Source organism: Kitasatospora sp. NPDC127116 (assembly GCF_042677365.1).
Lineage (GTDB): Bacteria > Actinomycetota > Actinomycetes > Streptomycetales > Streptomycetaceae > Kitasatospora > Kitasatospora lactacystinica.
On the sequence record NZ_JBHXTL010000080.1, the window covers coordinates 1 to 11,788 of the forward strand.

At 74.6% G+C, this 11,788-nt stretch carries 13 protein-coding genes; 4 read left to right on the plus strand and 9 right to left on the minus strand.

Features of this window, described 5'->3' with window-relative positions; genetic code table 11:
- Nucleotides 1-41: 41 nt before the first annotated feature.
- From ACFVHV_RS28110 to ACFVHV_RS28125, 4 genes are all read right to left on the minus strand, one after another.
- Nucleotides 42-920, minus strand: coding sequence for a hypothetical protein (locus ACFVHV_RS28110; RefSeq protein WP_380354511.1), 879 nt, complete (start codon nt 918-920; stop codon nt 42-44).
- A gap of 51 nt (nt 921-971) precedes the next feature.
- On the minus strand, nt 972-1,256 hold the full coding sequence (locus ACFVHV_RS28115) for a DUF427 domain-containing protein (RefSeq protein WP_359912522.1): 285 nt from the start codon (nt 1,254-1,256) through the stop codon (nt 972-974).
- 86 nt (nt 1,257-1,342) lie between these two features.
- Entirely contained in the window at nt 1,343-1,579 is a 237-nt protein-coding gene (locus ACFVHV_RS28120; protein WP_359912519.1) for a DUF6296 family protein, read from the minus strand.
- A 15-nt stretch (nt 1,580-1,594) separates the two neighbouring features.
- Nucleotides 1,595-1,840 carry a DUF2277 domain-containing protein gene (locus tag ACFVHV_RS28125; protein ID WP_359912516.1) on the minus strand — a complete coding sequence of 82 codons (246 nt, stop codon included), beginning with the start codon at nt 1,838-1,840 and terminating at the stop codon, nt 1,595-1,597.
- A 177-nt stretch (nt 1,841-2,017) separates the two neighbouring features.
- Between ACFVHV_RS28125 and ACFVHV_RS28130 the strand changes: the two genes are divergently transcribed.
- Nucleotides 2,018-3,211 (plus strand): MFS transporter, encoded by a 1,194-nt coding sequence (locus ACFVHV_RS28130; protein ID WP_359912513.1) that lies wholly within the window; start codon nt 2,018-2,020, stop codon nt 3,209-3,211.
- A gap of 27 nt (nt 3,212-3,238) precedes the next feature.
- On the opposite strand, the gene ACFVHV_RS28135 is transcribed toward ACFVHV_RS28130, so the two are convergent.
- From ACFVHV_RS28135 to ACFVHV_RS28145, 3 genes are all read right to left on the minus strand, one after another.
- Nucleotides 3,239-3,757: a gamma carbonic anhydrase family protein gene (locus ACFVHV_RS28135; protein ID WP_359912510.1), complete on the minus strand. Its 519-nt coding sequence runs from the start codon at nt 3,755-3,757 to the stop codon at nt 3,239-3,241.
- Between the two features lie 57 nt (nt 3,758-3,814).
- Nucleotides 3,815-5,122 (minus strand): serine hydrolase domain-containing protein, encoded by a 1,308-nt coding sequence (locus ACFVHV_RS28140; RefSeq protein ID WP_380354516.1) that lies wholly within the window; start codon nt 5,120-5,122, stop codon nt 3,815-3,817.
- A 233-nt stretch (nt 5,123-5,355) separates the two neighbouring features.
- Nucleotides 5,356-5,922 carry a DJ-1/PfpI family protein gene (locus ACFVHV_RS28145; protein WP_359912504.1) on the minus strand — a complete coding sequence of 189 codons (567 nt, stop codon included), beginning with the start codon at nt 5,920-5,922 and terminating at the stop codon, nt 5,356-5,358.
- A gap of 256 nt (nt 5,923-6,178) precedes the next feature.
- Between ACFVHV_RS28145 and ACFVHV_RS28150 the strand changes: the two genes are divergently transcribed.
- Entirely contained in the window at nt 6,179-6,727 is a 549-nt protein-coding gene (locus ACFVHV_RS28150; RefSeq protein ID WP_359912501.1) for an alpha/beta fold hydrolase, read from the plus strand.
- A gap of 40 nt (nt 6,728-6,767) precedes the next feature.
- Nucleotides 6,768-7,379, plus strand: coding sequence for a hypothetical protein (locus ACFVHV_RS28155; protein WP_359912498.1), 612 nt, complete (start codon nt 6,768-6,770; stop codon nt 7,377-7,379).
- 69 nt (nt 7,380-7,448) lie between these two features.
- Here ACFVHV_RS28155 and ACFVHV_RS28160 read toward each other — a convergent pair whose 3' ends face one another.
- Nucleotides 7,449-8,099: a GntR family transcriptional regulator gene (locus ACFVHV_RS28160; RefSeq protein WP_380354521.1), complete on the minus strand. Its 651-nt coding sequence runs from the start codon at nt 8,097-8,099 to the stop codon at nt 7,449-7,451.
- A 242-nt stretch (nt 8,100-8,341) separates the two neighbouring features.
- Between ACFVHV_RS28160 and ACFVHV_RS28165 the strand changes: the two genes are divergently transcribed.
- Complete coding sequence (locus tag ACFVHV_RS28165) at nt 8,342-9,355, plus strand: asparaginase (RefSeq protein WP_380354575.1); 1,014 nt, start codon at nt 8,342-8,344, stop codon at nt 9,353-9,355.
- A gap of 94 nt (nt 9,356-9,449) precedes the next feature.
- Here the strand turns inward: ACFVHV_RS28165 and ACFVHV_RS28170 are convergent, their stop codons facing one another.
- Entirely contained in the window at nt 9,450-11,759 is a 2,310-nt protein-coding gene (locus ACFVHV_RS28170; RefSeq protein ID WP_380354523.1) for a transglycosylase domain-containing protein, read from the minus strand.
- Nucleotides 11,760-11,788 lie beyond the last annotated feature (29 nt).

Below are 11,788 nucleotides of genomic sequence, written 5' to 3' on the forward strand. Positions count from 1 at the left end.
GCCCGGGACCGGTCCCGGGCGCGCCGTCCTGCTCCTCGCCGCTACGGAGCCTTCCCGTCGGCCTCCACCGCCCCGCCCTTCGGCACCGGCGCGGCCTCGGCCCAGTAGCCGCCGTCCGCCGGGCGGCGCCCGCGCAGGTCCGCCCGCACCTCGCCGGCCAGCCGGCGGGTGTCGCGGCGGTTCATGGTCGCGCCGATGCCGGCGCCGACCAGCAGCGGTATCACCGCCGGCAGGTGGCGCAGCGAGCTGCGGGTCAGCCGCCGGCGGACCTGCTGGCGGACCTCCGAGCTGATCGCCAGCGCGGCGAAGCCGGCGGGCCGCACCAGCAGGTTCGCGTCGATCCCCCGGCGGTTGGCCCAGGCGCCGAGGTAGGCGCCGGTCCGCTGGGTGGCGCCGCCCTGCGCCGGAGTGCCGTAGACCTCGTGCAGCTCGGCGATCAGCTTGATCTCCACGGCCGCCACCGCGAGCGTCTCGGCGGCGATCTCCAGCGGCATCGCGGGCGGCACCGGCAGCATCGCCGCCGCGCCGACGCCCGCGCCGAGCGCGCTGGAGGCCCGGACGGCGCCGGTGACCAGCAGGTCGGCCAGCTGCTCCGGGAAGGCCGCGTCCGGGTGCTGCGCCCGCAGGGTGGCGAGGTCGCGCACCGGGATCCGGGGCGCGGTCCGCACCAGCTGTTCGGTCAGGGCCCGGCCGCCGTACGCGGCGCCCTTGGCCGTTCCCCTGGCGGCGGCCCGCCCGCCGTGGCCGAGCAGCCGGGCAGTGTGCAGCACCACGGCCCGGCCGCGGCCGCGCTGCTTCGCGGCGTACTCGGCGACCGGGCCGACGGGCTGCTCGGACTCCTCGACCAGTTCGGCGAGCTGCTCGCTCAGATCGGGCTCGGGGGCCGGCCGGGAGCGGCCCGGCCTGCGGAAGACTGCCATGGGAACCCGGTACCCCTTTCGCGACGACGGCACGGCACGGCCCTGGGCCGCCTACTCGGCGACCTCCACCCCGTGCCAGAAGGCGATCCGGCCGCGCACGTGCTCGGCCCCGGGCTCGGGGTCGGCGTAGAACCAGGCGGCGTCCGGGTTGGTCCGCCCGTCCACCTCCAGGGTGTGGTAGCCGGCGGTGCCCTTCCAGCCGCAGACCGTGGTGGTGTCCGAGGGGCGCAGGTACTCGGTGCGCACCGCCTCGGCCGGGAAGTAGTGGTTGCCCTCGACGACGACGGTGTCGTCGCTCTCGGCGATGACGACGCCCTGCCAACTCGCTGTGGTCATACGGCGATTGTTCCCGACCACGGGCGGCCTCACCCCTTCCCGGTTCCGGGCGGTCCGGCGGTCCGGCGGCGGCCGGGCGGCGCCGGTCAGGTCAGCGGGTGGGCGTGCACCGGCACGTGGGGACTCTGGTGGCCGCCGCTGGCGAGCATCCGGACCTCGCCGGTGCCGCTGATCTCGGCCCGGACGATGCCGCTCTCGTCCTCGTACACCGGGTGGCCGCCCGGCCCGCTCGCGTCGGTGCGGGTGACCACCACGACGTCCTGCGGGGCCTGGGTGCCCGGGGTCCCGGGGAAGGTGAGGGCGTAGCGCTCGGCGGGTTTCATCACACCTGCTCCTGCCTACCCGGCGGCCTCGGCCGGCACGGCGGCCCGCGTGTGCGGGCCGCGGACCTCCAATTCCGCGAGCAGCCGGGCGGTGGCCTCCGCGACCGCCTCCACCGCCCGGTCGAAGGCCTCCCGGTTGTGCGCCGCGGGGGCGCGGAACCCGGACACCTTGCGGACGTACTGGAGCGCGGCGGCGTGGAAGTCCTCCTCGTCGGCGTCGGGCGTGACGGGGGGTCGCAGCGTCTTGATGTTGCGGCACATGCTCCCAGTCTCGCGCGCGGGAGCCGTGTCGGCGACCCCCTTTCGTCACACGCACCTCACAGCGCCGTCATCCGGCCGGATTAGGATGCCGGACGAACGAATTCGTCCCATCACCGTGCCACCTTCGTCCCGCCGCGCGCTTCCCCGGTCCGTCGGCATCACTCCGGAGTCACCCCCTTGCCTCTCGCGCTGCTCGCGCTGGCCGTCACCGCGTTCGCCATCGGAACCACCGAGTTCGCCGCCATGGGGCTGCTCCCCCAGGTCGCCGACAGCCTCCACGTCTCCATCCCGCAGGCGGGCTGGCTGATCTCGGCGTACGCCCTGGGGGTGGTGGTCGGTGCGCCGCTGCTGACCGCGCTGGCCGCCGGGCGGCCCCGCAAGGCGGTGCTGGTGGCGCTGGCCGGACTGTTCGCGACCGGCAACCTGCTGTGCGCGGTGGCGCCGGACTTCTGGACCCTGGCCGCCGCCCGGCTGATCACCGGACTGCCGCACGGCGCCTTCTTCGGGGCGGGCGCGGTGGCGGCGGCGGAGCTGGTCGCACCGGACCGCCGGGCCCGGGCGGTGGCCGTGATGTTCTCCGGCCTGACCGTCGCCAACATCGTCGGCGTCCCGGCCGCGACCCTGCTCGGCCAGCACCTGGGCTGGCGGGCGACCATGCTGGTGGTCGTGCTGATCGCGGCCGCCGGGACGCTCGCCATCGCCCGGCTGGTGCCCGCGCTGCCCTCCTCCGGCCAGTCCGGGCTCCGGAACGAGCTGCGGGCCTTCCGCAGCGGGCAGCTCTGGCTGGCGCTGGCCACCGTGGTGTTCGGCTGCGGCGGCTTCTTCGCCTGCTACAGCTACATCGCCCCGCTGCTCACCAACGTCTCCGGGTACGCCACCGGCTCGGTGACCCTGGTGCTCGCGCTGTTCGGCGTCGGCATGACGATCGGCAACGTGCTGGGCGGGTTCGCCGCCGACCGGGCGCTGCGGCCCACCGTGTGCGCGGCCTTCGTGCTGCTCTCCGCCACCCTGGCGCTGTTCGCGGTGACCGCGCACGCCCGCTGGTCGGCGGCCGTCACGGTGGTGCTGATCGGGCTGTTCGGCTTCGCGATCGTGCCGGCCGTGCAGACCCTGGTGCTCCGGAAGGCGCGCAGCGCGCCGACCCTCGCCTCGGCGACGGTCCAGGGCGCCTTCAACCTGGCCAACGCCCAGGGCGCGTACTTCGGCGGGCTGGCGCTGGACGCCGGGCTCGGCTGGACCGCGCCGACGCTGGTCGGCGCGGTCCTGGCCGCCGCGGGGACGCTGATCGCGGTGCTCGCCTGGGTGGTCGACCGCCGCCGGCCCGCCCCCGTGGCGACGGAACCGGCGGCGGCCGCGATGACCACCGCCTAGCGCGGGCCCGGTGTCTCCCGGTGGGCCTCATATCTCCCGGTGGGCCTCGGCGAGCAGCTGGTAGCCGGCGCCGTTGGCCCTGATGCCCGCCTTCTCGTCCTCGGTCAGCTCCCGGCGGACCCTGGCCGGGACGCCGGCGACCAGCGAGCCGGGCGGGACGACCATGCCCTGCGGCACCACCGCGCCGGCCGCGACCAGCGAGCCGGTGCCGATCCGGGCGCCGTTGAGCACGGTGGCGTTCATGCCCACCAGCACGTCGTCCTCGACGGTGCAGCCGTGCAGCACGGCGTTGTGGCCGACCGAGATCCGCTCGCCGACCACCAGCGGGAAGCCGGGGTCGGCGTGCAGGGTGCAGTTGTCCTGGATGTTGCTGCCCGCGCCGACGCTGATCGACTCGGCGTCGCCGCGCAGCACCGCGCCGTACCAGACACCGGCGCCGGCGGCGACGGTCACGTCCCCGACCACGACGGCGTTCGGCGCCACGAAGGCGCCCGGGTCGACGGCGGGCACCCTGCCCCCGACGGCGGCGATCAGCGGCTCTGCCATGTCTCGTCCTCCTGGTGACGGTGGGCCGTTCGCCCGCCGGTCAGCGTAGGGGGTCGGTCAGGGCGCCGTGCGGGCGAGGTCGGTTCCGGCGGCCGCCGGCCGGGCTCCGCACAGCGCGGTCTCGATCACCTTGTTCCAGGCGGCGTTGGCGGCGTCGTCCGGGGCGTCGTAGACGGTGGCGTTCGCGGCGAACTCGCGCCTGCCGTCCGCCGAGCCGAGCATCATCGTGCTGTAGCCGGGGATGCCGCCGGCGTGGCCCCAGAAGGAGCCGCAGGGGGTGTCCAGGCGCTGCAGGCCGAGGCCGTAGCTGCGGCCCTCTCCGTTGGCGGTGGTCTGCTGCATGGCGGCGAGTTCGGCCGGGCGCAGCAAGCGGCCGCCGAGCAGGGCGTCGAGGAAGGCGGTCAGGTCGGCCGTGGTGGAGACGCCGGCGCCGGAGGGGCCGGCCATCGAGGGGTTGAACAGGGTGACGTCCACCGGGCCGGTGTCGGCCTTGTAGTAGCCGTGGGCGTACCGGCCGGGGAGGAGGGGCGAGTCGCCGGGCATCCGGGTGCCGGTGAGGCCGAGCGGGCGGATGATCCGGCGGGTCACCTCCTCGTTCCAGCTGTGGCCGGTGAGCTTCTCGATGATCATCCCGATCAGGATGTAGTTGGTGTTGGAGTACTGCCAGTCCTGGCCGGGCGGGAAGGCGGACGGGTACCGGTTGGCGATGTCCACCAGGTCCTGGAGGCCGTAGTGCCGGAAGCGGCCGCCGTCGAGCCACTGCGGCCGCCGGAAGTCGAAGGCCTGGTCCTGGGTGTAGTCGGCGACGCCGCTGGTGTGGTTGAGCAGTTGCCGGACGGTGATCGCGGTGCTGTTGGGGACGACGCCCGGCAGCAGGCACTCCAGGCGGTCGTCGAGGTCCAGCCGGTGCTCGCCGACCAGTTGGAGCAGCGTGGTGGCGACGAAGGGCTTGGTGGCGCTGCCGATCCGGAAGGAGCCCCGGGGGTCGGCGGGCGCGCCGGTGGCGAGTTCGGCGACGCCGGTGGCGTTGCGCCAGACCACCCGGCCGTCCTGGCGGACGGCGGCGAGGGCGGAGGTCGCGTAGCCGGGGTCGGTCATCCCGGCGAGGGCGGCGTCGGCGGCCTCCCAGTCGGCGCGGCCCTCGGGGGTCGCGACGGCGCCGGCGCGGACGGCGGCGGAGCCGTGCGGGCCTCCGCACCCGGCGGCGGCCGGACCGGCGGCGGGCCGGGCGACGGCGGCGGGGGCGAGCGCGACCAGCAGGCCCGCGCCGACGGCGGCCGCGACGGCGGTGCGGAGGATCGGCCGGCGGCGCCCGGTGGTCGGCGCGGTCCGGGCGGTGGACGGAACGGTCGGGGCGGCGATCATGCCGGCCTCCCTGGTCTGGGTCGTGGCAGAGTCGTCAACCGGAGCGCGGGCCCCGACTTCTGACACTCTGTCACGGCTTCCGCCACCGGTCCTCGGCCTGGGGGCGGGGTCCGACCCGGAGCGAACCCGGAACGGCCCCGGAGCCGTACCCCGAGACGGCTCGGGGTACGGCTCCGGGTACGGCTCGGGGTGCGACTCCGGGAACGCCGGCGGGAACGGCTCCGGGGCGCGCGTCAGGCGAGCGGCGCCTTGGTGCGCAGGACCTCGACGAAGGCGCGCAGCCAGCCCGGGTGGTCGGGCCAGGCGCGGGCCGAGACGACCGTGCCGTCCACCACGGCCTCGCCGTCCACGAACTCGGCGCCCGCCGCCTTGATGTCCGGGGCCAGCGCCGGGTAGGCCGAGGTGCGGCGGCCGTTCAGCACGCCGGCGGCGGCGGTGATCAGCGGGCCGTGGCAGATCTGGGCGACGGGCTTGTCCTCGGCGAAGAAGTGCTGCGCGATCCGCTGCACGTCCGGGTCGTTGCGCAGGTACTCGGGGGCGCGGCCGCCGGGGATGACCAGGGCCACGTAGTCGGCCGGGTCGACGTCGGCGAGGGCCACGTCGGCGGGCCAGGTGTAGCCGGGCTTCTCGGTGTAGGTGTCGAACCCCTCGACGAAGTCGTGCACCACGAACTGGAGGCGCTTCTTCGTCGGGGCCGCGATGTCGACCTGGTAGCCCTCCTCGCGCAGCCGCTGGTACGGGTAGAAAACCTCCAGTGACTCGGCGGCGTCCCCGGTGACGAGCAGGATCTTCGATGTCATCGCCGACATCCCTCCACGTGGTCGAGCCTCAGGTCGGGTACGGGCGCCGGGCGGTGGCAGCCGGCCCGGGCCCGGTCCAACCTCCCGTACCGGGGTCACCGTTGGCAACGGGGCGCACCGGGCGCGCAACGGCGCATACGGACGTGCGCGCGCCGGTTGCGGGGAGTGCGCGCCGGTGGGACGCCCGGCTGCGGAGGCCGGCGGCCCGGGTCCTAGACTCCTGCTGCCCGCGACCGTCCCCCTCCCGGAGAAGCCCATGCCCGACCGCACCACCTACCTCGTCCTCCCCGGCTACCAGAACTCCGGCCCCGAGCACTGGCAGACCCGCTGGGAGGCGGCCGAGCCGGACTCCTTCCGCCGGGTCGAACAGGCGGACTGGGACCACCCGGACCGGACGGACTGGGTGGCCCGGGTGGACGCGGCGGTGGCCGCGGCCGCCGCCCGGGGCCCGGTGGTACTGGTCGCCCACAGCCTGGGCTGCGTCACGGCGGCCCACTGGGCGGCCACCGCCGCCGCCGGGCGGACCGCCGCCGTCCGGGGCGCGCTGCTGGTGGCCCCGGCGGACGTCGACACCGCCGAGGTCCCGGAGCTGGTGGGCTTCCGCCCGGTGGCGCTGGAGCCCTTGCCGTTCCCGGCCGTGGTGGTCTCCTCGACCGACGACCCGTGGGTCTCCCCCGAGCGGGCCCGCGCGTTCGCCGCCGCCTGGGGCGCCCGGTACGTCGAGCCGGGCGCGTACGGGCACCTCAACTCCGACTCCGGACTGGGCGACTGGCCGGAGGGCCGGAAGCTGCTCGCCGAGCTGTGACCGCGACCACGGGGGAACGGGGAACGGGGGCGGAGGGTCGATGAACCGGAGGACGACGAACCGACGCACGTCCCGGTCCAGGCGCGTCCTGGTCCGGTTGCTGGCGGCCGGCGGGCTGGCCGCCGTGCTGCTCTACACCGAGGGGCAGTGGGAGAGCCGGTCGGGCGGGCGGATGCTGGTGGCCGACCTGTTCAACCGGCCGGAGCTGCTGCTCGGCGGCGCGCTGGCGGCGCTGATCGCGGCCGCCTGGCTCGGCGATCTGCGGGCCGCGGTGCGGACGGCCACCCGGGCCGTCACGGTGACCGCCGGGGTGGTGTTCCTGCTCGGCGTGGTGGCCGCGCACAAGGTGTCGGCGGCCGAGACCCGCAGCCGGGAGGACGCCCCGGCCGGGGCCGAGCGCGCCCTGGTGGTGGTGCACCGCTCGTACGCCACCGGGCCGGAGTCGGGCGAGCACTGGCAGGTGCTGCTGGAGAGCGGTGAGGGCTGGTCGGCCCGGCGCTGGTCACTGGCGGACGTCGGCAGGGACCAGGGCGACGCCCGGCTGGTGGAGGCGAGCTGGACCGGGCGGGAGCAGATCACCGTGGTGACCGACTCCTACCGGCGGGTGTTCAACCTCGACCAGGACAGCGGGGAGCCGGTCGCGGCGCGGTAGCCCGACCGGCCCGAGGCCGTCGCCCGTCGCCCGTCGCCCGTCGCCCGCGGGCAGCTGGTCAGCTGGGCGTCACTGCTCCGTCATGTGCGCGATCATCTGCTCCCGGACCCGGTCGAGGTGGCGGGCCATCATCTCGGCGGCGCGGTCGGCCCGGCCCTCGGCGACGGCCTCCGCGAGGTGCTCGTGGTCGGTTATCGAGGCCTCGGTGTGCGAGGCCGGCACGTTGTGCCGGCTGCGGAGCACCGCGATCTGCTGGTGCACGCGCTCCACCTGTTCGGCGATCCGGGGGCTGCGGGCCGCGTCGAGCAGCGCCTGGTGGAAGTCGAGACTGCTGCGGTGGACGAACCGGCGGCCCCCGGTCATCAGCTTCCTCGACTGTTCGCACGCCCGGCGCAGGGCCGTGACGTCCTTGCGGTCGCGCCGCTCGGCGGCCAGGCGCGCGGCGGCGGTCTCCAGCGCGGACCGCAGCTCGAACAGCGCCTCGACCTCCCGCGGGCCGGCCTCGAAGACGACGGCGCCCTTGTTGGGCACGTGCACGAGCAGGCCCTCGCTGACGAGCTGCCGGATGGCCTCGCGCAGCGGTCCCCTGCTGATGCCCAGCTCGCGGGCGACCTCCACCTCGTTGATCCGCGTTCCGGACGGGATCTCGCCGGTGAGGACGCGCTCGCGGAGCGTGCCCACGAGCTGGCCCGCCAGGCCGCGCCGGAGGGTCTCTGGCATGGGTGGTGTCCGTCCGTTCGGGACTGGCCGCCGCTGTCGTCCGGCCAGGTCGGGGGGTGTGCCCGGGGTGATGGGCCGGAGCGCCGTGGCGTCGGCGGCCGACGGTGGCACAGGGCCGCGTCCGAGTATGTCAGCACCCGGCGGGGGCATCGGCGCGGACCACGTTAAAGTGATAACTGTTGACACTTCGAGTCGTCCTTTCGGCCGTGGGGCCGAGGAGAGGGGAATGCGCTGTGCACGCGATGGTGGCGGAGGTGTGGCGAGGTGACTTCCTGGAGTCGGTGCACCACGGGACGGTCCTCGCGCTCGGTCCTGACGGGCGGACGGTGCTGAGCGTCGGCGAGACCGACCGCCCGATGTACCCCCGGTCGTCCAACAAGCCGCTCCAGGCCCTCGGCATGCTGCGTGCCGGACTCGACCTGGACGGCGAACTGCTGGCCCTGGCCTGCGCCAGCCACTCCGGCGAGGCCTTCCACCTCGACGGCGTCCGCGAGATCCTCGGGGGCGCCGGCCTCGACACCGGCGCTCTGCGGTGCACGGCCGCGCTGCCCATCGGGGAAGCCGCCCTGCGGGACCACCTGGCGGCCGGCGGCGGCCCCACTCCGCTGACGATGAACTGCTCGGGCAAGCACGCCGCGATGCTCGCCACCTGCGTCGCCAACGGCTGGGACACGGCCACCTACCTCGACCCCGGCCATCCCCTGCAGCGGGCCCTGCTCGACACCGTCGAGGACCTGGCCGGCGAGAAGGTCGCCGCGACCGGCGTGGACGGCTGCGGAGCCCCCCTGTTCGCCATCGGCTACCGCGGCCTGGCCCGGGCCTTCGCCGCGCTGGCGACGGGCCCCGCCGGGTCCCCGGAGCGGCGGGTCGCCCGGGCGATGAACCAGCACGCCGAATACGTCGGCGGGACCGGTCGGGACGTGACCCGCCTGATGCGCGCGCTTCCCGGCTCGGTCGCCAAGGACGGCGCGGAAGGGGTCTACGCCCTGGCGCTCCCCGACGGCTCCGCCGTCGCGCTCAAGATCGCGGACGGCTCCACCCGGGCCCGTCCCGTGGTGCTGGCCGCCGCGCTGCGACGGCTCGGCGTCCCGGTGGACACCGACGACACCCTCGCCGAACTGGCCGTCGTCCCCGTCCTCGGACACGGCGAACCGGTCGGCGCGGTGCGCCCGGCCCGGGCGCTCCTGGACGGTTCGCCGCTCCGGCCCACCGAACCCGGCGCCACCGAGCCCGGCGCCACCGCCCCGACGGCCTGACGGCCTGCCGCCGCCCGGACGCACGGCGGAACCCCCGTCCGCCCGCGCGCCGCGGCCCCGCACGAGTACGGGTACTCGTGCGGGGCCGGGCGGCTCACCGGTCCTCGGGGTCCGCGGTGCCGGGCGGGGCGAAGGGCCCGGTGCGGCCGGGGGTCGGGGTGCCCCCGCGCGGCCTGCCGGTGTTCCCCGGGCCGCCGGTGGCGGGGGCGACGGTGCAGCTGGCCGTGCCCGGCGTGCCGCCGGGGGTGGGGCAGTTGGTGTCCCGCCGCACCGGGTCCGGGATGTAGACGGTGGTGAAGTCCTTCTCCGGCATGTTCCGCACCGCGTCGCTCATCGCCTGCTGCCAGATCGGGCCGGGGCCGGTGGCGCCGAAGACCTCGGCCTGGTACTTGCCCCCGATCCTGATGTTGCGCATCGGCACCTTGGTACCGGGGCTGCCCAGCCAGACCGAGCCCGCCAGGTTGCCCGTGTAGCCGGTGAACCAGGCCGACTTCTTCTCGTCCGTCGTCCCGGTCTTGCCGGCGATCTGGCGGCGGTCGTCCAGGCCGAGGTCCCGCGCGGTGCCGCCCTTCTCGGTCACCCCGAGCAGCACGCTGTTGATCACGTCGGCGGTGTCCTCGGACATCGCCGGGGTGCACCGGGCCTGGGGCACCGGGACGTCGGCGCCGCCCACCGTGGTGATCCGGTTGATCGCCATCGGCGCGCAGTAGGTGCCCCGGGCGGCGAAGGTCGCGTACACGTTGGCCATGGTCAGCGGGCTGACCTCCTGGGTGCCGAGGCCGAGCGCCGGCACCTCCTGCAGCGCCGAGCCGTCGGCCTTGCCCTCCATGCCCAGCTTGTTGGCCATCTGCTTGACGGCGCAGAGGCCGATCTCCTGCTCCATCTGCACGAAGTAGGTGTTCACGGAGAGCGCCATGGCCTGCTTGAGCTCGTACGGGCCGACCTCGGAGGTGCTCTCGTTGGGGATGGTGCCCTCCTTCTTCCCCTTGCTGAGGTTCTTCCAGGTGCCGTCGCAGGTCCGCATCGTCGGCCAGTCCATCCGGTTGGGCGAGTCGTACCGCTGGGTGGACGACAGCCCGGCCTCCAGGGCGGCGGCGGCCACGATCGGCTTGAAGTTGGAGCCGGGCTGGAAGCCGATGCCGCCGCCCATCGCCGCGTCCACGTTGTAGTTGACGACGGTCTCGTTCTTCTCCTTGGCCAGGCCGTACGGGCGGGTCTGCGCCATCGCCAGGATCTTGCCGCTGCCGGGCTCGACCATCGTCATCGCGGCCGAGACCGGGTCGGTGACGTACACCTTGGTGGAGACGGCGTTCTGGGCGGCGGCCTGCTTGTCCGGGTCCATCGTGGTGTAGATGTTCAGGCCGCCGGTGTCCCACAGCTTCTTGCGCTCCGCCGCGCTCTTGCCGAACGCCGGGTCCTGCTTGACCACGTGGCGCACGTAGTCGCAGAAGAAGCCCATCCCGGCCTGGGCGGTGATGCAACCGTTGCGCGGGTCCTTGTAGTTGAGGCCGAGCGGGGCGGCCTTCGCCTCCCTGGCCTGCTCCGCGGTGATGTGCTTGTTCTCCACCATCTTGTCGATGACGGTGTCGCGGCGCTTCTGGGCGGCCACCGGGTGCAGCTTCGGGTCGTACTGGGACGGGTTCTGCACCAGCCCGGCGAGCATCGCCGCCTCGGGCAGGACGAGGTCCTTGGCGTCCTTGCCGAAGTAGCGCTGGGAGGCGGCCTGGATGCCGTACGCCTGGTGGCCGTAGAAGGTGATGTTGAGGTAGTTGGTGAGGATCTGCTCCTTGGTCAGGTCCTCCTCCAGCTTGATGGCGTACCGGAGTTCCTGGATCTTGCGGCCGAGCGTCTTGCGCTGCGCCTCGCGCACCGCGTCCGGGTCGTCCCCGGCCTTCTCGACGTTGACGTTCTTCACGTACTGCTGGGTCAGGGTGGAGGCGCCCTGGACGGCGGCTCCGCTCTCCGCGTTCTTGGTGATCGCGCGCAGGATGCCCTTGAGGTCGACGGCGCCGTGCTCGTAGAACCGGGCGTCCTCGATGTCGACCTGCGCCGTACGGATCAGCGGGGACATCTGGTCGGCGGGTATGACGGTCCGGTCGCGCTCGTACACCTTGGCGATCAGGCCGCCGTTGGCGTCGAAGATCTGGGTCGCCTGGCTCAGCGGCGGGGTCTTGAAGTCGTCGGGGATGCTCTCGAAGCCCTCGGCGCCGTTCTTCGCCCCGAGTCCGACCGCCCCGGCCGCCGGGAGGATCAGGCCCGCCAGCAGGATGCCGCCCAGCACGCTGGCGCCGAGGAAGGTGGCCGCGTGGCCCAGGATGCCGAGCGGGGTCTCGCGGCGCCTCGGGCGCGGCACCCAGGTGTCGCCCGGGTCCGAGGCGGCGGGTATGCGGCTCTTCGGTGACATAGATCGAACATTACGGCCGTCAACAGGCC

What these genes read in the sequence shown, in the direction of transcription:
- ACFVHV_RS28110 (WP_380354511.1), bottom strand. Translation starts at nt 920, where the DNA reads ATGGCAGTCTTCCGCAGGCCGGGCCGCTCCCGGCCGGCCCCCGAGCCC.
- ACFVHV_RS28115 (WP_359912522.1), bottom strand. Translation starts at nt 1,256, where the DNA reads ATGACCACAGCGAGTTGGCAGGGCGTCGTCATCGCCGAGAGCGACGAC.
- ACFVHV_RS28120 (WP_359912519.1), bottom strand. Translation starts at nt 1,579, where the DNA reads ATGAAACCCGCCGAGCGCTACGCCCTCACCTTCCCCGGGACCCCGGGC.
- ACFVHV_RS28125 (WP_359912516.1), bottom strand. Translation starts at nt 1,840, where the DNA reads ATGTGCCGCAACATCAAGACGCTGCGACCCCCCGTCACGCCCGACGCC.
- ACFVHV_RS28135 (WP_359912510.1), bottom strand. Translation starts at nt 3,757, where the DNA reads ATGGCAGAGCCGCTGATCGCCGCCGTCGGGGGCAGGGTGCCCGCCGTC.
- ACFVHV_RS28140 (WP_380354516.1), bottom strand. Translation starts at nt 5,122, where the DNA reads ATGATCGCCGCCCCGACCGTTCCGTCCACCGCCCGGACCGCGCCGACC.
- ACFVHV_RS28145 (WP_359912504.1), bottom strand. Translation starts at nt 5,922, where the DNA reads ATGACATCGAAGATCCTGCTCGTCACCGGGGACGCCGCCGAGTCACTG.
- ACFVHV_RS28150 (WP_359912501.1), top strand. Translation starts at nt 6,179, where the DNA reads ATGCCCGACCGCACCACCTACCTCGTCCTCCCCGGCTACCAGAACTCC.
- ACFVHV_RS28155 (WP_359912498.1), top strand. Translation starts at nt 6,768, where the DNA reads ATGAACCGGAGGACGACGAACCGACGCACGTCCCGGTCCAGGCGCGTC.
- ACFVHV_RS28160 (WP_380354521.1), bottom strand. Translation starts at nt 8,099, where the DNA reads ATGCCAGAGACCCTCCGGCGCGGCCTGGCGGGCCAGCTCGTGGGCACG.
- ACFVHV_RS28165 (WP_380354575.1), top strand. Translation starts at nt 8,342, where the DNA reads ATGGTGGCGGAGGTGTGGCGAGGTGACTTCCTGGAGTCGGTGCACCAC.
- ACFVHV_RS28170 (WP_380354523.1), bottom strand. Translation starts at nt 11,759, where the DNA reads ATGTCACCGAAGAGCCGCATACCCGCCGCCTCGGACCCGGGCGACACC.